Here is an 18,123-nt window from a genome sequence, read left to right on the forward strand (position 1 = left end):
GATGAAACTAACAGATAGATTGATTCTAAATATTATTCGCTCTTCAATAGTTCCATAAACTCATCGCGTTCTATTTCTCTGCATCCCAAACTTTCGAGATGCGGATTGTAAACTTGGCAATCCACTAGTTTGTAGTTTTCTTTTTTTAATTTTTCTACTAAAGCGATGAAAGCAACCTTTGAAGCATTCGATACCCTAGAAAACATACTTTCTCCACAAAAAACGTGTCCTAGGTCAATGCCGTACAAACCGCCCACTAAGGTGTCGTTTTGCCAAATTTCAACTGATTTCGCTATACCTAACTCGTGCAGTTTAACATACGCGTCAATCATGTCATTCGTAATCCACGTCCCTTTTTGACCATCTCGTTTTATATTTTGACAATTTGAAATTACATCTCTAAACTTTTGATTGAAAGTTACCGTAAAACTATTTCTATTTAGAATGTTTCGCATACTTTTAGAAATAATTAATTCATTCAAAAACAAAACCATCCTTGGATTTGGGGACCACCAAACGATTGGTTCTCCCTCCTCAAACCAAGGAAATATGCCACTTTGATACGCTAGTTGCAGCCGCTGTGGAGACAAATCTCCCCCAATGGCTAGAATTCCATCATGATTAGCTTGAGTTACAGCTGGAAAAAATAAAGTAGGAGATAAATAATACATTTTCATCAATTTCAATCGGGTTTTCAACAATCTAATGTCCACGCACAACTCACCTCAGCGGCAACATTTTTTTTCAAAAAAAAAAAAAACCAAATCCCAATTTGAAGACAAGCTCAATTTGGAATTTGGAATTAAAAAAATTATAATTTTATTTTAGAATGGCAAATCGTCAGCTTCTTCTTCATTTAAATTAGTTGCTGGTGCAAATGCTTGAGCGGTAGGCATAGGAGGCATTTGTGCTGCAGAAGGAGATTCACCTTGTAATTTAGCAATTCTCCAGCCTTGAATTGTATTGAAATAAACAACCTCTCCCTGCGGATTAGTCCATTCTCTTCCTCTCAGATTAATATCAATTTTCACTGGTTCTCCAACTTGAAAACCATTCAATAAATCACATTTATCCTGTACAAATTGTACGAGAATATGCTGTGGATATTGCTCATCAGTAGTAACAACAATGTCTCTTTTCTTGAAACCTCCAGATCCAACTTCTTTAGTCTGATCGATCATTTTAACTTTTCCTGTAACTTCCATCATCTCTATTTTTTTATTGTTTGGCTCTATTTATTTTTTCGCTAAAAGGACTTTCCAGGCAGTTAGCACTTCATTTTTAATTAAATAATCTTTAGCAAGCTGATATTTTTTTAACTCATCATCGGCACTCAAAACACCTTTTACTTCAAAATTATCTTTTACAAATATACTAATTTCTTCTTCAGTTGGCAAAGCTTCAATATTACCTAGCATACCTAAATCATTTCCATTGAACACAGTGCTTTCCTTCACAAAATTAGGAATTGCATCGACACCAATTCCTAAAGTGGAAACAGGTTTTGGCACTTCAAAAAGTCCCTGATTGGATCTTGAATACCAGTTTCCGCCTAATCTGGAAACCAAATCAATTTTATGTTGATCAATTACGCCATTTTGATCCAAAATATTTTCGTTAATATGAATTCGCAGTACCTCACAAAGAATTAAATTTCCTGCTCCTCCTTCTGTTCCTAAAGGAATAATCTGCGTCACTTTGCATTCAAACTGAACTGGCGCTTCTTTTACTCTATATGGTTTAACCACTTCAGAAATAACAGGCGTTAAACCCGATTTAATAAATTCATCAACACCATCGGCGTACTCTGTACTGGCAAGTGATATTTGCTGCACCATGTCATAATTGACAACATTGATTACGACTTCACCTGTAGCCTCGGCATTAATTAACGTATGCTTTACTGAATTATCACGCACGCGCCTTGCAGGTGAAAAAACAAGAATTGGTGGATTAGCACTAAAAACATTGAAAAAACTAAAAGGAGAAACATTTGGATTTCCTTCCACGTCCATTGTACTGGCAAAAGCTATAGGTCTTGGACCCACTGAACCTTGTAAATATCCTTGTAATTTTGCAGTTCCAATAGTTTTTGGATCAATTGTAATCATACTTTTAAATTTGAAGCTATTTAATACAAAAGTAAACAAATGAATTTAGATTTGCAGACTACACCTCAGAATTTCATTAGTTGTGTGAATCACAAATGGTCAAATTAAATTCTTCATTGAATCTGAATTATTTCCTTATTTATTTAGTTATATTTATCATTTAAAATTCTCTGTATGCAGTTTTCTGATAGAAGAAACACAAGCCGTTGGGTTATTATTTTCGCCTCTTTTTTAATAATTTCATTGATACTTTGGAATACCTATACTTTTTTTCAAATTTTTAAAAGCGAAGAACGACTCAAAATGAATCTTTGGGCTCAAGCCCAAAAATCATTTATAAATGCTGATCAGAATGCTGATGTTGGACTTCCGTTGTTGATTTTTAGCAACAATACTTCCATTCCCATCATCCTTACCGAAAATGATAGTATTATTAACACAGTTAATATTGAAGAAACTATAGTGCAAAATGAAAAAGAGGCTTTAGAATTTTTAATGAACCTGAAAAATGAAAATGAAGCTATCGTAATTGAGTATGTTCCTGGAAAATTTCAGAAATTGTATTATGGAAACTCGGCATTACTCAATAAACTGAAATATTATCCCATTGCATTAGTCCTTATTATAGTGCTTTTTGGAGCATTAGTTTATAATTTTTATAAAAGCACTAAAATGGCAACGCAAAACAAACTTTGGGCTGGAATGGCTAAAGAGACAGCGCACCAAATAGGAACGCCACTTTCATCATTAATTGGTTGGGTAGAACTACTGAAAGCAGAAAATGTCGATCAAAGCACCACTTTAGAAATTGAAAAGGATATTGAACGTTTACAAACTATCACGGATCGATTCTCAAAAATTGGATCTGCCCCAAAGTTAGAAACTAAAGATATTATTGCCGAAACACAGCAATCCTATGATTATTTACAATCTCGATTCTCAAAACAAATTGAATTTTCATTTTATGCTCCAGATTATCCAGTACTGGTGTCTCTAAATCCTATATTACACAGTTGGACAATTGAAAATTTAGTCAAAAACGCAATTGACGCTATGAAAGGAAAAGGCAAATTAGTTTTAGAAATCAAGCATGATGATAATTATGTAAAAATAAACGTTTCCGATACCGGAAAAGGAATCCAAAAAAAACAATTTAAAACTATTTTTGAACCGGGTTTTACAACCAAAAAAAGAGGTTGGGGATTAGGACTTTCATTAACAAAGAGAATTGTTGAAGAATACCACAAAGGAACTATTAAAGTCTTGAACTCAGAAATTGGAAAAGGCACTACCATGCAGGTGAGTCTCAAAAAACAACTTTAATCTAGAGGAATTTATAACCAAAATACTTTAGAAAACATTGTTTTTCTTACTATTTTGGACTTAGTTAAATAATTTTTTACAAATACTGCATGTTCTTCGGCTTGCGCCAAAGTAATAATTAAGTTTTTTTTAATCGCTGCTACTTGACTAGCATTTTGATCACTCACAATCGCTAATTTATAAATGTCATTTTCGCATTTTTTTAATTTCTCTCTGGGACTTTCAATCATTTTACTAATTTTATCATCTGAGAAAGTAGGTTTGAATTTGTTATTTCGATAGTAAATAAAATCATTTAGTAAAACAACTGCTTCATTCATTTCAAAAACAATAGCATTTAGTTTTTCGATAGTATTATTGTTGCGTAAATTGTCTAAATGCTCATTTTTCCCTTCATAACGCTCCAGAATCATTGCGCTTTTCAAACCATTTTTTTTAATTCGCTCTGCTGATTCAAATAATTGATCTTCCTTTTTTAAATTATTGTAAATGGAAATTTCTTTTTCAAAGTCAAAATATTTTTTAGATTTATTAACTTGGATTTTGCCTTGATAGAACTCACTATTTGTAATAGGATAATTCAGGAACTGCCACAAATAATCGAAAGGAATATGCGAAATGATCATTTTTTTAGGGTCAGTTTTAAAATAAATATTGTTCATTTTTTTAAAAAATTTTCCCTTATCAACATATCCTGAACCCCAAGTTGGATCAAAAATATACCATTTACCGTCTATTTTTGCGGCATTCCACGCGTGAGCCAAATTGCCTACTTTTCCATCTTTTTTTGTGTATCCTTCGATCACATACGACTGAATTCCCATTTTGTTGTTGATGTCATTAAAAGTTTCAGCGTAATGAATACAAACTCCTTTTTTAGATTTTAAAGTTGTTGCAATTTTTTCCTGAGTTGTTTCATTGAAATTTACGTCAAACATGTTCGCAACATCGTAACTTATATTTGAAGCTGTATAATAGAAAGAGGCCCGAACTTTATCTGTTTGTGTTTTAAAATTCTCTTTTATATAACTGGCAATTGCCGTTGTAGAAGTTGTTGAACTCGATGGCATTGCCTTCATTTTAGCATCTATCAACGAATATGCAGTCGTGGCTTGACCAAAATTTATTAGCGTAAAAAAGAAAAGAAGGATTACAAAGATATTTTTCATATTATTCTAAAAATTCGAAAAAATAAAAGGGAATAAATTTTCATTTATTCCCTTAATACGAAAACCATACCAGTTAATTTAATTTATAGAAACATTACAAATTGTTTTGAATATTTTGTGCCAAAGCTTCAAATTCTTCTTTAGATAGAGAGACTTTATTTTGAAAACGCATTTCATCCATATCATTTAAAGGAATTAAATGCACGTGAGCATGTGGCACTTCAAGTCCAATAACCGCAATTCCTATTCGTTTACACGGAATTGTTTTTTCTAAGGCAATAGCGACTTTTTTAGAAAATAGCATTAGCCCCACATACAAATCATCGTCGATTTCAAAAAATTTATCGATCTCTTTTTTAGGAATACACAGCGTATGTCCTTTTGCGTTTGGGTTCACATCCAAAAAAGCCAAGAAATTTTCATCCTCGGCTATTTTGTAACACGGTATTTCTCCCTTGACTATTTTAGTAAATATTGACATTGTTTATTCGTTTATATGGCTACTTGTCTAACTGATTAATAACAAAACAGATAAACTTTTCCAAAAATTAATCTCGTGTTATTTCTAAAATTTCGAATTTCAAAACACCATTTGGGACCGTAATTTCAGCAAATTCGCCTACTGATTTCCCTAATAATCCTTTTCCTATTGGAGAAGTAACTGAAATTTTTCCTGTTTTTAAATCAGCCTCACTTTCAGCAACCAACGTATAATTCATAACCATTCCATTGGTTTGGTTTTTAATTTTTACATTTGATAATATCAAAACTTTAGAAAGATCAAGATGCGTTTCATCAATTAAGCGCGCGTTTGAATGTACTTCTTCGAGTTTAGCGATACGCATTTCTAGCATGCCTTGCGCTTCTTTAGCCGCATCGTACTCAGCATTTTCAGAAAGATCGCCTTTATCTCTTGCTTCGGCTATATCAGCAGATGCTTTAGGACGCATAACGCTTTTCAAATGGTCTAGTTCTTCTCTTAATTTCTTCAACCCTTCAGCGGTGTAATACGATACTGTACTCATAACTTCTTTATTTATATAAATAGAAAAAATCCCATCAGGACGGGATTTCTTTCCACTAAGATAATACTATTGTTTTTTTGTCTATAAATATATGTTAATCATATATAATTCAAAGTTAAATAAATTAAATTTGTTTCGCTAATACTTTGACACTATTTTAAAATGAAAAAATATTCCTTCTTTTTTTTACTGTTTTTAGTTCTGAATTCATGCAGTGAGCAAGTGGCTAGGAATAATAACCCCAATCTGCCAAATTACACTGTTTTGATTGATCTCAATTTGAATTTGCCTGAATATTCCAGTCTTAAATTTGTGAGTAATGCGGTTTTAATTCCTGGAAGAGGTGTTCGTGGGGTTGTAGTTTTCAATACTGGTTCCGGATACAATGCTTTTGATGCAGCCTGTCCAAACCAACCTTTATCTTCTTGTTCTACAATGACAATAAAAGGTATCAATCTTCTTTGTGCTTGTGATAACGAGGAATACAGTTTATTTACAGGACAAGGAAAATTACAATATCCGTTGAAACAATACCGAGCTGAATTAAATGGTGATGTTTTAAGGGTTTTTAATTAAAAACACTTGAACATGGCAGAAAAGCAATTTGACTTTTATTTCATTATCCAAGGAAAATTTATAAGTAATACGTTAGGTTTCATCAATTTCTTACATTCATCTTATAGTACTCCAAGGCAAAATATAAACTTCAGTTCCAATATAATTTAGTTTTTAACCCAACTATTTTTTATCAAAAGAATATCTAATTCCAATAAGACTTCGTAATACAGCTCCATCTTCAATTCGTAATTCAGGCGTTACTTCTAAAACTATAGCAATTTTTTTAAAATCCTTGATTGGAAAAATCTCTAACGATGCAGGAATTACCAATGAATTTATTTCATCAAAACCTCTAAAGGGACTTAAATTTATACCCAAACCAATAGAGAATCGATGGTATTCTTTAGTTTCAAAATTATAAAATACATTTGTTTCGATAGGCAATTCATCGACATAATTATAAGCAAAAACTTTTAACTCGAAGTTTAAAGTTTTATTTTTACTGGTACTCATTCCCACTACATAATTAGTAAAGCCGGTGACCGCTATTTGAGAATAACTTTGAAGTCCAGTAAAAAAGAAAGTAATAAGAAATACAATTTTAAATTTTTTCATTTTTATAATTAAATAATTAATAACCCTTTGTTTATCAGAAGGTAAATATAAAAATAATCTGATTAATTATTTACTTAATTTAAAATTTGTCAAATAAACTTCTATTTATATTATTTGTAACGTCTTGCAAGAATTATTTAAAAAATAATAAAAAGAGCCTTTTGCCTATTGTTAAAAAAAAAGCCCAACTTACAACAGTAAGTCAGGCTTTTTTAATTTTAAAACTACATTGTCAATACCATGAAAACAATTTATAGATTTAAATTTGGCTAACAAAAATTAAAACTTCAACGTTAATCCCATCAAAAAATTAATTCCCGCTTGAGGATAAAACCCTGCCCCTTCAATTGTTGCCACTGCTGGCGGATTAGAAAAATCATCATCAAAAGTGTAGAAAAAACCATTCGATATGTATTTGTAATTAAAAATATTATTGACTAACGCCGAGAGATAAATTGATTTAAAAACTCCTTTTGGCATAAACTCATACGAAACGTTTAAGTCATTTACAAAATAAGATCTCAGTTTAGAACCTTCCGCGTCTATGTTTGCCATATACTGTTCACCAACGAATTTCGATAAAAAGGCAATTTGAAGATTTTTAATTGGTAAAAAAGTAATCATATTACCTGCGATAAAATCAGGGGAATACGCAATATTTGTATCACCAAGCGAAGTCAATACACCGTCCCTTCTAAAGAAAAAATCTTTGTTTTTATTGGTGCTTATTGTCGCATTTGGGCTAATAAATAGATTTTCGAGAATAGTAATTGTAGCATCCAGCTCTATACCTAAACGATAACTGTCTCCACTATTTTCACGAATTGGCGCACCAACATCGTTCAAAGCCCCAGTTACGATTAATTGATCTTTATAACCCATATAATACATGTTAGCGTTAAATTTTAATTTGCCAGTAACATGTCGCAATCCTAATTCGTAGTTGTCTAAACGCTCCGGTTTTGGACTTCCGTTTTCATAATCATTCCTATTGGGCTCACGATTAGCTCTAGCATAAGAAAAATATAAAGCGTTGTTTTTATTCAAATCGTAGTTCAAACCAGCTTTTGGATTAAAGAAATTAAAATTGTCATTTACTAAACCTGCTTCGATACTATTAGCTTGATAGTGAACATTTCTAATTTGTAAATCTCCATACAAGTTTAACTTTTCGGCAATTTGATAATTTGCTTTCGCAAAAAGGTTTCCATCTGTTTTTGACGCACTGTCCTCATAATAGCGATCGTCCAATTCAGACTGTGAGGCAAAACGCGCCCAAATAACACGGCCATAATGATCTCCTTCATATTTATTGTAACCACCTCCTAAAACAACATTCAGTTTCTCATCTTTGAAATTTGCCGAAAAAGTCGTACCATAAAAATCATTGTCCAACCATTTTTGACGAATTAAATCTGTTCTATTAATCGTAGTGCCTCCAATAGAAATTGGCGTTAATCCATACTCTGAAAATCTAGCTTTTTCTTTATAACTTTCAAAATAACCTTTCCCTTTTGTATAATGAAAAGCTAAATTAGTACTCCATTTTCCACTTATTCTTTCGTTCCAGTGCAATTGATAATGATCTTGCTGGTAGTTATCAGTTTCATTTTCATAAAAACGCATATTACCAAATTCATCTGTGAACATTCCTGAAGGATTGAAAGTACGATCATTTTTAAGTTTGTCTAGATCTTCTAAGCCATTCCAAGCTTGGTATGTTTGCTCCTTTCCACCAAAGGCTAAAGCTTTAATCAAAGTAGATTTCCCCACATACGTTCCTTGCAAGAAATACGATTTTAAATCAGAAAAAGCTCTGTCAATATAACCATCTGATTTTAGCGCAGAAACACGTCCTGCTAATTCAAAATGATCGTTTAACAATCCTGTACTGAACTTTACGGTGTGCTTCCTAGTATTAAAACTACCAAAAGAATTAGAGATTTCGCCTGTGCTTTCTTTCGAATAACTATCAGTTAACATATTCAAACTAGCACCAAAAGCTCCGGCACCGTTCGTTGAAGTTCCTACACCACGTTGCAATTGCAAGCTTTCTAAAGACGATGCAAAATCAGGCATGTTTACCCAAAAAGTCCCATGACTTTCGGAGTCGTTATATGGAATTCCGTTTATGGTAACATTCACGCGGGTTGCATCACTACCACGCACTCGGATTCCTGTGTAACCCACTCCATTTCCAGCATCAGTAGTTGTCACAACTGAAGGCAAATAGTTCATTAAAATAGGAATGTCTTGACCGAGATTACGAGATTTAATATCCTTTTTAGTTAGATTACTAAAACTTACAGGAGTTTTTATCGTTGCACGAACAGCAGATACTAAAACGTCATCCAACTGGTTAACCTCAGTAGTATCTTTTACTTGGGCAAAAGAGAGAAAAGAAAAAAGAGAAAAGAAAATAGACAACAAATAAGTTACACTTTGTGTCTTTGCCGCAGAAGCTTTAGTGTTTCGGCGAGATAAATTTGAAATAGTTTTCATCCGTAAAAAGTTTACGAATAAAAGGGGGAATTATTCTTTTTTGTTAGTTTAATTAATGATTGTTTCCTACGACATAATAATAGCGTGCACTCTATAATTGTGTCGTTTTTTCCCTTAGCAACATTACTTGCTCAGGTTCGTTGGGTATGATCTCAGCCTGTTCTTCTGAATTTTCAGAATTGAAGCACCCCTTTGAGACGGCGCAAAGATAAACCTATAAAACCTAATAAAGCAAATTTAAAATTCTAAAAAACAGCTAAAAGTTCAGTTGTTTTTTAGCGAAAGATTAAACGAATTAACACCAGGAAAAGTCGTTTAAAAAATTTATTGATTTTTCAAAGATTCGTGTAATTTTAAATCATCCGAATTTGTGCAATTTTTGTCTGACTTAGATTTTTTAAAACTCCGGTCTTTTTCTAGTTTTCTTAACTTCCGAAATAATCTTTTTATTCTTAATTCGTTTCCGGATTACCGATTTCGGAATTTTAGTTGGTTTTCTTTCTTTTGGGACAACCAAAGCCTTTTTTATCAAGTCTAAAAATCTTTTGGTAACAATTTCTTTGTTTCGAAACTGACTTCGATCTTCATCACAATTTAAAATTAAAATAGAATCTAATGTTAATCTTGAAAACAAATTAGAATTTATCAATAATTTTTCTGCCTCCGATAATCCTTGAGAATTTTTCAAATCAAAAGTTAGAACAACCTTAGATGAAACTTTATTTACATTCTGCCCGCCTGCTCCACTACTTCGTACTGCTTTATAGCTAACTTCTGATACAATTTTTTCTGTTTCCATTTAAGTTGGGTGTTATCTAAAACTATAACATTTGGTGTCCTGCTTTCAAAAGATCATTTACCGTTTTCACAGGATTAAAAGTAATTAATGGAACTTCAACAAAAACCGTCAACCAATTATACATTGCGCCATTCCATAAACCTGGCAATTCATAACCTTTAATTTTTTTTCCAAGTACAGTTTTATCGACTACAAAACCGCTACTAACATCGACAAAATTTTCTAAATTAAAGCGTGCATTTTTATAATTTTTAATTCCGCATACCAGATCAACAGGATTGAAATGTGTGGCAGCAGTTAAGATATTTTTTTGCTGTTCATTTTCTAAATCTACTTGTGAACTCTCAACAATTTGAAGTGATATTTCACCTTGACTATTTCGAACCCAAAAAGGACCACCACCAGGTTCTCCTTGATTTCTAACCATTCCACATACACGGATGGGTTTGTTCAAAGCTTTTTTAATAAACTTCACTTTCGTTTCTAAACTCATACTTTCATATTGATCAGGAACTTTCCCATACAGTTTTGTTTCTAAAAAGATTTTAATTTCGTCTAATTTTACATTTGTAATAACTTCACTATCTAATTCTTTTAAGTAACTAAAAAGCTGTTGTTGCAGTTCCATTAAAATCCCTGCCAGCGCTTTTTTATAAATCGCAATTTGTTCATTATTGCCGTAAATCACATTGTCAATGTTTTTTATAAAAATAATATCTGCGTCTAATACGCTTAAGTTTTCAATCAAAGAACCATGTCCTGCTGGTCTAAAAATTAATTGATTAGAATGGTCCCGAAATAGATTACTTTCTAAATCAATAGCTAAGGTATCCGTACGTTCATTTTGATAAGAATAAGAAACTGAAATGGCAATATTTGACTCTTCTTCTACTTTACTTTTTACTGAATCAACAATCTCTTCAAATTGTTGCTGATGCCCTTCTGAGACAGTAAAATGCAACTGTGAATTCCCGTTCCCACTAGAATAGGAAATACATTCTTGTAAATGAGCCTCTACGGGCGTGACTATATTTACTGGATATTTATGAAAAGGCAATATCCCTTTTGGCTTGTTAGCAAAATTTAAATAATCTGTTGACAGTAAAAACTTTATGAAGTAGAAATTCTTTTCATCTTTATTCAATGTTTCTGAATTAGAAAATTTAGATTTTAACATCACATTAATAGTTTCAAAAAAAGGAAATTTTTCTATTGAACTTATGAAAAGAGAAAGCTCACTATCTTTCTTCCGGTCTATATAATGTTGCAGTGTTTCAATTTTAAAGTCATATTCCTCCAGAAAAGTGATTAGAAACTTAAACATTCTTGTTGCAGCTCCTGATGCAGGAACAAATTTTAGAAGTTGTACCGAATGTTTATTATGTTCGAAAAAAGCCGATTTAGCTTCTATCTCTTTTTCAGAAAGTTGGAGAATTCCATTGCCTATAGTTGCTGGCTCTACTAAAGCTGTTTTAGCAATTCCATTTTGAAGAAATTGCAATTGCTGTTGAATTGTTTGTAACGAAATCCCTCGATCATAAATTTGTACAAGATCGTTAGAAGAAAGTCCCATATCTTGAGCCCTAGACATATCATCAATTACTGAAATTGCCTTTTTTAATCTCGACTCTTTGCTGCCAGATAGTGTAACGAAAGGTTTTTTATTGTCAATTAATGACTGTTTAAACCTTTCAAAAACACTTTCTCGTCCTTCTTTTTTATCTCGTAAATCGTCTTTTTCCCATGGCACATCAATATCAGTCAGGAAAAATAAATCATATTGATGTTCTTGAGCCGCTTTTTCTAGTAGTGGATCACAAAAATTATAATACAGCTCCGAAAAAACCTTTGTGACCAATAAATTAGTATCACAAAAAAGATATTTGTTGGCTACAGCCAACTTCTCATTTTCAAGTCTGACTTGCCCAAAAGCAATAGGTAACATATCACTAACATCGCAAATCTGCTTGCACTTATCCCACTTTTCTTGGAGATAATCGCGAGCAAACTCAGGAGCCCAAACTGTTTGATAATGTGACGCTAGTTGGGTCGCTAAAGTGGTTTTGCCAGTGCTTTCCGGACCAAACAATGCAATCTTTATGATTGCAGACTGTTCTTGTTTAAGATTTTTCTCCATTCTAAATAAGCTAATATTGCCAAAAATGTAAAGATTAAATATTGTAAAGATAATATTCCTAATCCGCGATATGCATACAGAGGGGTTACTATTATATTACCTATTATCCAAAGTGTCCAGTTTTCAATTTTCTTATTAGCCATAAACCACATTGCGGTAAAAAATACTCCCGAAGCAATTATGTCGAAGAAATTTTCAAAGTGGATTTCGTATTCAAAATATTTATAGATGCCAAAAACTAATACAATTGTGATCAAAAAAAGTAAAATACCAATAGCTTTTTCGTTATTATTAGTTCTTGTAATTGGTAATTCAAAAGTATCGTTTTCTTTTTTCGACCATTTGTACCAACCATAAATGCTCATAATTGAAAAGTAACCGTTGATCATCATATCGCCTAAATAGCCTGCAACATAAAGTAAATATACTGATATAATGGTGGCAATTAACCCTGTTGGGTAAACCCAAATGTTTTCTTTTCTAGCAAATAAAACGCTTAAAATCCCGAACACGAATACTATTATTTCAAGCATTATTTGACTTGTAGAGGCATTTTTGTAAGCATCAAGAAAAAATTCAACCATTATTTATTTCCTTTATTTATTTTGAATAATCAAATTACTAGAACTAGGTTTGGCATTTAAATACGAATCAAAAAAATGAATATCATTTTCAAACGCAGTACCTATAACTACTAAATCAGCTCCAGCATCATATGCGTTTTGAATTCCTTGTAAACTTACAATTCCGCCACCAACGATTAATGGAATTCCAATATTTCTAGAAACTAATTCGATCATTTCAAATGGAACAGCTTGGTTTGCTCCGCTTCCTGCTTCAAGGTAAATTAATTTGCTTCCTAACATTTCTCCTGCTTGCGCTGTTGCCAACGCTAAATATAAGTTTTCCCTGTCCAATGGTTTTGTTTTACTCACACGAGCAACCGCAGTTTCATTGCCGCTTTCTACTAAAATGTATCCAGTAGAAATGATTTCAAGTTGAGTTTTTTTTAATATGGGTGCAGCTATAACCTGTTGTTCTATCAAATAATCAGGGTTTCTCCCAGATAGTAGAGACAGGAATAAAATAGCATCTGCTTGATCAGAAATTTGCGATGGATTACCAGGAAACAATACAATTGGTAAAGGCTCTCGACTTTTGAATATAGTGAACTGCCGAAGTTTAAATATTAATTCATCAATATTATCATTTTCAACTTGGCTTCCGCCAATGAACACATGAGTGGCCGGCGATTGATTTATTTTTCTAATCAGAATTTCTATATTGTCCAAAACAATTTTATCAGGATCTAATAAAATAGCCAAAAGTTTCCTTTTTTCTGACTTTGCTTTAAGTATTTGGTGATATATAATATTATCTTTCTTCCTCATGATAAACACAAAAGTAAATAGTATTACCTTTAAAAAAAGTTTGTTTTATGTTTTTTTGTTCGGCGTTGTAAATAAAATCATAATATAGTAACGATGCTTTACTTCAAAAGGTCAATAAAATTAGTAACGTTTAGCTGAAATATTTAAAATATTAAAGTGTTTTATATAATTAGAAAAAATACATTTTACACCCGTGAATCATTTTAAACTACTATGAAAAAACAAATTGAAAACCGCGACGATGTAGCATTATTAGTAATAGAATTACTTAAATAGTTGAGACGCTTCCAGCGTGACAAGTTGCGGTGATTGAGTTTGTAAATAAAAAAATTGTACTGTACAATACTGGAATTGTGTATTAATTGGAAGGAAAATAGATTACTTAAAAAAGTTACGCCACGAAGTCTCAAAGTCGCTAATCTATTGATATTTTTGATTTATCAAAACTAAAAAAAATTGCAACTTTGAGGCAAAAAACAAACTAAAGATTACTTAGGAAGAAATCCACGAAGTCTCGCAGTCGCTAAGTTTTTGGTTATTTTTAATTTATCAAAAAGTTACAAATTGCGCTTTTGTGCCTGTGCGTCCAAAAAAAGTAACTTATTTGTTTTAAATACCTTCCTGAAAAGCATAAACCAAAGTAAATCCTTCGATTTCTTCAAAGTAGATTTTAAAGTCTTTGACGAGATTATTGAAATGTAGTTCCGCAATTGCTTCCTCATTATTCAAGTCAAATAAATTGACTATAATGTGATCTTTAAAACTAATTCCTTTTTCATTTCTAATTTTGAAAATAGCTTCTTTTGCACCCCAAATGACCGTTAATTTCCGAATAAATTTTTCTTTATTCTCAAGGTTTAAAAATTGATATTCAGTATCACAAAATTTATCTGCAATCTTGATAATTTTATCTCTTTGTAGCTCAATATCAATTCCTACCGTTTCGTCACTGATGATAATTGCCGAAAAATCATGAGAATGGGTGATAGAAATAAACTTGCCGTCGGTAAGATGCGGTTTTCCAAATTCATCGTAGTACAAATCAAAATCCGTGTAACCTGCGATATTCAGCAATTTACGCACACTCAAAAAAGCGCGTTGGTGCAATTGAGACTTCATTCCAGCGAGTCGGATGCTGTTTTTATCATTTAATATAATGGCATCGTAAAGCTCTTCATAGGATTCGGAAATCTTCCAAACTAGAATTTGTGTTGTAGAACTAAATTGTATTGTTTTGAATAATGGCATGTTAGTATTGTGATAGCTAGCCCTAATTGTCCCGAAGCTTCGGGAGGCATGATTTTATAAAGCTTCCAGCCTTTTGAAGGCTGGAAGCTTTATAAAAGATACAGTGGAAAGCGGGAAATAGCTCATAAAATTAAAAATAATCCGTTTGAAAAAATTATTTTACTGATTTTTAAAAGATTACAAAACTAAACAATTCATAAATATTTAGGAATCGTTTTAAAATCATAACTTTATTACGTAATTTTGCAAAAAATTTACATTACAAATATACTATAAATGAGTACTACAACTATGCCTTTTGTGGCTTTCAAAGTAAAAGACATTTCTCTAGCAGCTTGGGGAAGAAAAGAAATTGAACTAGCAGAAGCTGAAATGCCAGGTTTAATGGCGCTTCGTGCTGAATACAAAGACGAACAACCGCTTGCAGGTTCTCGTATTGCAGGATGTTTACACATGACAATTCAAACTGCGGTTTTAATCGAAACATTGATCGCTCTTGGTGCTGAAGTTACTTGGTCTTCTTGTAACATTTTCTCTACTCAAGATCAAGCTGCTGCTGCGATAGCTGCTGCTGGAATTCAAGTTTACGCTTGGAAAGGCTTGAACGAAGAGGATTTTGACTGGTGTATTGAGCAAACATTATTTTTTGGTGAAGATAGAAAACCATTGAACATGATTCTTGATGATGGTGGAGATTTAACTAATATGGTTTTTGACCGTTACCCAGAATTAATTGCTGGAATCAAAGGTTTATCTGAGGAAACTACTACTGGAGTTCACCGTTTGTACGAACGTATGAAAGAAGGAACTTTGCATTTGCCTGCAATAAACGTAAATGACTCTGTAACTAAATCAAAATTTGACAATAAATACGGTTGTAAGGAAAGTGCAGTTGATGCAGTTCGTCGTGCTACTGATGTTATGTTAGCGGCAAAAAGAGTAATTGTTTGTGGATACGGTGACGTAGGAAAAGGAACTGCGGCTTCGTTTAGAGGCGCTGGATCTATTGTTACAGTTACTGAAATTGACCCAATTTGTGCACTACAAGCTGCAATGGATGGTTTTGAAGTAAAAAAATTAGATACTGTTATTGCAACAGCTGATATTATCATCACAACCACTGGAAATAAAGATATTGTTTTAGGTTCTCATTTTGAGAAAATGAAAGATAAAACCATCGTTTGTAACATCGGACATTTTGATAACGAAATTGACATGGCTTGGTTAAATACTAACCATGGTGCAACTAAAGTAGAGATCAAACCACAAGTTGATAAATATACAATTGCTGGAAATGACATTTTAATTTTGGCCGAAGGTCGTTTAGTAAACTTAGGCTGTGCAACTGGACATCCAAGTTTTGTAATGAGTAACTCCTTTACAAATCAGACTTTAGCTCAAATCGAATTGTGGAAAAATAGTGCTTCATATAAAAATGAAGTATATATGTTACCAAAGCATTTAGATGAAAAAGTGGCTTTCTTGCACTTAGCTAAATTAGGTGTTGAATTGGAAACGTTACGTGACGATCAAGCTGCTTACATAGGTGTAGAAGTTACTGGTCCATTTAAACCAGAATATTACAGATATTAGATCTCAAATTGTTGATTAACTATTTGTGATTTTAAATTTAAACCCTTGCTTTACCGATTTTTCGGGAGCAAGGGTTTTTTGTTTTTGGGCATGACCCGCAAGAGTGCTTCGTCGTTCCTCCTTGCACTTGCGGGTCGGGCTATCCGCTGTATCTTTTGTTCCGCTAGCGCTCCGCAAAAGGATGCCGCTGCTATCCCTCATGCGAATCGATCACTTTATAGCTCTCGATAATAATATCCGCTAGTAGGTAATATTAAAAGCTTTTACAAATTCTACAGATAACTCATTGCTTACGGTTTAATTGTAAAGAATATCCAAAAACGACAAGCATCAAAAGAAATTTAATTATTGGCTAATAATAAAAAGCTATTATGTTACTTTTGAATCTTTCAAAAACCCAAATCAAGTTATGAAATTTTTATCAATCATCGTTTTACTGCTCGCAACACCTTTTATTACAACTGCCCAATTCTCCGGCGCGCAAAGACAAATGAACGCTGCAAACCAAATGAACAGACAGCAAAATCAAATGTTTATGCAAATGCAACAGCAGCAGCGCCTTTTGATTAACAATAGAAATGGATCTGAAACTATAGAAAGTAAACTTGCAAAAGAAAACAAGAAAATTGCTAAGCTGCAAGAAAAATCTCAACTACAAGAAGCGAACCTAGCGATCCAAAATCAAGAATTAGCTGACTTAAAAAACAATGGCAAAACTTTAAGCGAAAAGACAAATAAAAAAATGGTCAATAATGCCGAGAAAAAAATAGAAAAAAGCCAAGATCAACTAAACAAAATTAATGAAAATATAGATTCCCGCAACTTGAAGGTTGCGGCATACACGAAGCAAGTTGAGCAATTAAACCTCGAAAAAGAGGAATTAGAAAAAAAGCAGCAAGCGGAAAAAAAGTTAAAAAAGGATGAAAAAGAAAAGAAGATAGAAATCAAAAAAAACAAGAAAAGTTCACAAAATTAATCTTTAATAAAAAACTCACAATTAAATTCATACTTGCAAACCATTGTGGATTGCGACTATTTTTTGCACTATAAACAAATTAAAGCACTAACATTACAAGATTTCGAAGACCGATTATTCTAGCCCATGGAACAGAAGAATTATTATTTACTATTTCTGCGGATAAACGATTACTAGCCTCTCCAATAATTTCCAGCTGTCTTAAAGGAGCATTGAACATAATTGAATTTTTAAAGAAATGATCTAAATCTACATCTTTAGTGTAAGAAACGATTTCATTTAAAGATTCTATAATGTGCATCAATCGTATTTTATCCCCTAACCTATCTTGCATAAATTAATTTTTTCTCTTTATCTAAGATAGGCTGAATGTATTTGGATAGTCCTCTTGCCGACACTAAGTCTACTTTTTTAGAAAGTAAGATTTCCAAATCCAGTTGCATCTGAATAAATTCTAATCCAATTGGCTTGGTATAATCCAATTCTACCAGCAAGTCAATATCGCTATTTTCGTTTTCACCTCCTCTACTAAAAGAACCAAAAACATAAGCTTTTAAAACGGGTTGTTTTGAAAAAAAATCCTTTAATATTCTGATTTGGTTATTATTTAGATTCATTTTTTCTGTATATTAATAATGAAAATTTATTTAAAAATAACAGCAAAGTACACAACGTA

At 32.4% G+C, this 18,123-nt stretch carries 19 protein-coding genes; 4 read left to right on the plus strand and 15 right to left on the minus strand.

Translation table 11 applies throughout. From position 1 onward, the window contains the following. Window positions 1–32: 32 nt before the first annotated feature. The 3 genes from aat to BUB42_RS00815 form a co-directional block, all read right to left on the minus strand. A complete protein-coding gene (gene aat / locus BUB42_RS00805) occupies window positions 33–671 on the minus strand; it encodes a leucyl/phenylalanyl-tRNA--protein transferase (protein ID WP_073016731.1) in 639 nt (212 codons plus the stop codon). Between the two features lie 153 nt (window positions 672–824). Beyond that, window positions 825–1,205, minus strand: coding sequence for a DUF3127 domain-containing protein (locus BUB42_RS00810; RefSeq protein WP_073016732.1), 381 nt, complete (start codon window positions 1,203–1,205; stop codon window positions 825–827). 30 nt (window positions 1,206–1,235) lie between these two features. Further along, the gene (locus BUB42_RS00815) at window positions 1,236–2,111 is read right to left on the minus strand and encodes a flavin reductase family protein (protein WP_073016245.1); all 876 of its coding nucleotides are present in this window, start codon (window positions 2,109–2,111) and stop codon (window positions 1,236–1,238) included. 174 nt (window positions 2,112–2,285) lie between these two features. Here BUB42_RS00815 and BUB42_RS00820 point away from each other — a divergent pair, with 174 nt between their 5' ends. Next, window positions 2,286–3,434, plus strand: coding sequence for a sensor histidine kinase (locus BUB42_RS00820; protein WP_073016246.1), 1,149 nt, complete (start codon window positions 2,286–2,288; stop codon window positions 3,432–3,434). Window positions 3,435–3,445: 11 nt separating this feature from the next. Here BUB42_RS00820 and BUB42_RS00825 read toward each other — a convergent pair whose 3' ends face one another. The 3 genes from BUB42_RS00825 to greA form a co-directional block, all read right to left on the minus strand. After that, complete coding sequence (locus BUB42_RS00825; RefSeq protein WP_073016248.1) at window positions 3,446–4,603, minus strand: transglutaminase domain-containing protein; 1,158 nt, start codon at window positions 4,601–4,603, stop codon at window positions 3,446–3,448. Window positions 4,604–4,697: 94 nt separating this feature from the next. Continuing rightward, window positions 4,698–5,084: an HIT family protein gene (locus BUB42_RS00830; RefSeq protein ID WP_073016250.1), complete on the minus strand. Its 387-nt coding sequence runs from the start codon at window positions 5,082–5,084 to the stop codon at window positions 4,698–4,700. Window positions 5,085–5,151: 67 nt separating this feature from the next. Next, complete coding sequence (gene greA / locus BUB42_RS00835) at window positions 5,152–5,628, minus strand: transcription elongation factor GreA (RefSeq protein WP_073016251.1); 477 nt, start codon at window positions 5,626–5,628, stop codon at window positions 5,152–5,154. A gap of 162 nt (window positions 5,629–5,790) precedes the next feature. On the opposite strand from greA, the gene BUB42_RS00840 reads away from it, so the two are divergent. Next, window positions 5,791–6,204: a Rieske (2Fe-2S) protein gene (locus BUB42_RS00840; RefSeq protein ID WP_073016253.1), complete on the plus strand. Its 414-nt coding sequence runs from the start codon at window positions 5,791–5,793 to the stop codon at window positions 6,202–6,204. A gap of 162 nt (window positions 6,205–6,366) precedes the next feature. Here the strand turns inward: BUB42_RS00840 and BUB42_RS00845 are convergent, their stop codons facing one another. From BUB42_RS00845 to BUB42_RS00875, 7 genes are all read right to left on the minus strand, one after another. Beyond that, a complete protein-coding gene (locus BUB42_RS00845; RefSeq protein ID WP_073016255.1) occupies window positions 6,367–6,801 on the minus strand; it encodes a hypothetical protein in 435 nt (144 codons plus the stop codon). 279 nt (window positions 6,802–7,080) lie between these two features. Then, window positions 7,081–9,303 carry a TonB-dependent receptor gene (locus BUB42_RS00850; RefSeq protein WP_073016257.1) on the minus strand — a complete coding sequence of 741 codons (2,223 nt, stop codon included), beginning with the start codon at window positions 9,301–9,303 and terminating at the stop codon, window positions 7,081–7,083. 397 nt (window positions 9,304–9,700) lie between these two features. Further along, a complete protein-coding gene (gene arfB, locus BUB42_RS00855; RefSeq protein ID WP_073016259.1) occupies window positions 9,701–10,102 on the minus strand; it encodes an alternative ribosome rescue aminoacyl-tRNA hydrolase ArfB in 402 nt (133 codons plus the stop codon). Between the two features lie 22 nt (window positions 10,103–10,124). Further along, window positions 10,125–12,239 (minus strand): DUF4301 family protein, encoded by a 2,115-nt coding sequence (locus BUB42_RS00860; protein WP_073016261.1) that lies wholly within the window; start codon window positions 12,237–12,239, stop codon window positions 10,125–10,127. Then, window positions 12,200–12,823: a nicotinamide riboside transporter PnuC gene (gene pnuC / locus BUB42_RS00865; RefSeq protein ID WP_073016262.1), complete on the minus strand. Its 624-nt coding sequence runs from the start codon at window positions 12,821–12,823 to the stop codon at window positions 12,200–12,202. The genes BUB42_RS00860 and pnuC overlap by 40 nt, the downstream gene beginning before the upstream one ends. A 12-nt stretch (window positions 12,824–12,835) precedes the next feature. Beyond that, a complete protein-coding gene (locus tag BUB42_RS00870; protein WP_073016264.1) occupies window positions 12,836–13,630 on the minus strand; it encodes a phosphoglycerol geranylgeranyltransferase in 795 nt (264 codons plus the stop codon). 609 nt (window positions 13,631–14,239) lie between these two features. Continuing rightward, window positions 14,240–14,878 carry a 4'-phosphopantetheinyl transferase family protein gene (locus tag BUB42_RS00875; protein WP_073016266.1) on the minus strand — a complete coding sequence of 213 codons (639 nt, stop codon included), beginning with the start codon at window positions 14,876–14,878 and terminating at the stop codon, window positions 14,240–14,242. Between the two features lie 276 nt (window positions 14,879–15,154). On the opposite strand from BUB42_RS00875, the gene ahcY reads away from it, so the two are divergent. Together ahcY and BUB42_RS00885 are read left to right on the plus strand one after the other, a co-directional pair. Next, complete coding sequence (gene ahcY / locus BUB42_RS00880) at window positions 15,155–16,471, plus strand: adenosylhomocysteinase (RefSeq protein ID WP_073016267.1); 1,317 nt, start codon at window positions 15,155–15,157, stop codon at window positions 16,469–16,471. Between the two features lie 409 nt (window positions 16,472–16,880). Next, entirely contained in the window at window positions 16,881–17,447 is a 567-nt protein-coding gene (locus BUB42_RS00885) for a hypothetical protein (protein WP_073016269.1), read from the plus strand. A gap of 79 nt (window positions 17,448–17,526) precedes the next feature. On the opposite strand, the gene BUB42_RS00890 is transcribed toward BUB42_RS00885, so the two are convergent. Continuing rightward, a complete protein-coding gene (locus tag BUB42_RS00890; RefSeq protein ID WP_084118253.1) occupies window positions 17,527–17,781 on the minus strand; it encodes a HepT-like ribonuclease domain-containing protein in 255 nt (84 codons plus the stop codon). Further along, window positions 17,771–18,064 (minus strand): nucleotidyltransferase family protein, encoded by a 294-nt coding sequence (locus tag BUB42_RS00895; protein WP_073016272.1) that lies wholly within the window; start codon window positions 18,062–18,064, stop codon window positions 17,771–17,773. Before BUB42_RS00895 ends, BUB42_RS00890 begins: the two co-directional genes overlap by 11 nt. Window positions 18,065–18,123 lie beyond the last annotated feature (59 nt).

Source organism: Flavobacterium micromati, assembly GCF_900129585.1.
Taxonomy (GTDB): Bacteria; Bacteroidota; Bacteroidia; order Flavobacteriales; family Flavobacteriaceae; genus Flavobacterium; species Flavobacterium micromati.

What these genes read in the sequence shown, in the direction of transcription:
- aat (WP_073016731.1), bottom strand. Translation starts at nt 671, where the DNA reads ATGTATTATTTATCTCCTACTTTATTTTTTCCAGCTGTAACTCAAGCT.
- BUB42_RS00810 (WP_073016732.1), bottom strand. Translation starts at nt 1,205, where the DNA reads ATGGAAGTTACAGGAAAAGTTAAAATGATCGATCAGACTAAAGAAGTT.
- BUB42_RS00815 (WP_073016245.1), bottom strand. Translation starts at nt 2,111, where the DNA reads ATGATTACAATTGATCCAAAAACTATTGGAACTGCAAAATTACAAGGA.
- BUB42_RS00820 (WP_073016246.1), top strand. Translation starts at nt 2,286, where the DNA reads ATGCAGTTTTCTGATAGAAGAAACACAAGCCGTTGGGTTATTATTTTC.
- BUB42_RS00825 (WP_073016248.1), bottom strand. Translation starts at nt 4,603, where the DNA reads ATGAAAAATATCTTTGTAATCCTTCTTTTCTTTTTTACGCTAATAAAT.
- BUB42_RS00830 (WP_073016250.1), bottom strand. Translation starts at nt 5,084, where the DNA reads ATGTCAATATTTACTAAAATAGTCAAGGGAGAAATACCGTGTTACAAA.
- greA (WP_073016251.1), bottom strand. Translation starts at nt 5,628, where the DNA reads ATGAGTACAGTATCGTATTACACCGCTGAAGGGTTGAAGAAATTAAGA.
- BUB42_RS00840 (WP_073016253.1), top strand. Translation starts at nt 5,791, where the DNA reads ATGAAAAAATATTCCTTCTTTTTTTTACTGTTTTTAGTTCTGAATTCA.
- BUB42_RS00845 (WP_073016255.1), bottom strand. Translation starts at nt 6,801, where the DNA reads ATGAAAAAATTTAAAATTGTATTTCTTATTACTTTCTTTTTTACTGGA.
- BUB42_RS00850 (WP_073016257.1), bottom strand. Translation starts at nt 9,303, where the DNA reads ATGAAAACTATTTCAAATTTATCTCGCCGAAACACTAAAGCTTCTGCG.
- arfB (WP_073016259.1), bottom strand. Translation starts at nt 10,102, where the DNA reads ATGGAAACAGAAAAAATTGTATCAGAAGTTAGCTATAAAGCAGTACGA.
- BUB42_RS00860 (WP_073016261.1), bottom strand. Translation starts at nt 12,239, where the DNA reads ATGGAGAAAAATCTTAAACAAGAACAGTCTGCAATCATAAAGATTGCA.
- pnuC (WP_073016262.1), bottom strand. Translation starts at nt 12,823, where the DNA reads ATGGTTGAATTTTTTCTTGATGCTTACAAAAATGCCTCTACAAGTCAA.
- BUB42_RS00870 (WP_073016264.1), bottom strand. Translation starts at nt 13,630, where the DNA reads ATGAGGAAGAAAGATAATATTATATATCACCAAATACTTAAAGCAAAG.
- BUB42_RS00875 (WP_073016266.1), bottom strand. Translation starts at nt 14,878, where the DNA reads ATGCCATTATTCAAAACAATACAATTTAGTTCTACAACACAAATTCTA.
- ahcY (WP_073016267.1), top strand. Translation starts at nt 15,155, where the DNA reads ATGAGTACTACAACTATGCCTTTTGTGGCTTTCAAAGTAAAAGACATT.
- BUB42_RS00885 (WP_073016269.1), top strand. Translation starts at nt 16,881, where the DNA reads ATGAAATTTTTATCAATCATCGTTTTACTGCTCGCAACACCTTTTATT.
- BUB42_RS00890 (WP_084118253.1), bottom strand. Translation starts at nt 17,781, where the DNA reads ATGCAAGATAGGTTAGGGGATAAAATACGATTGATGCACATTATAGAA.
- BUB42_RS00895 (WP_073016272.1), bottom strand. Translation starts at nt 18,064, where the DNA reads ATGAATCTAAATAATAACCAAATCAGAATATTAAAGGATTTTTTTTCA.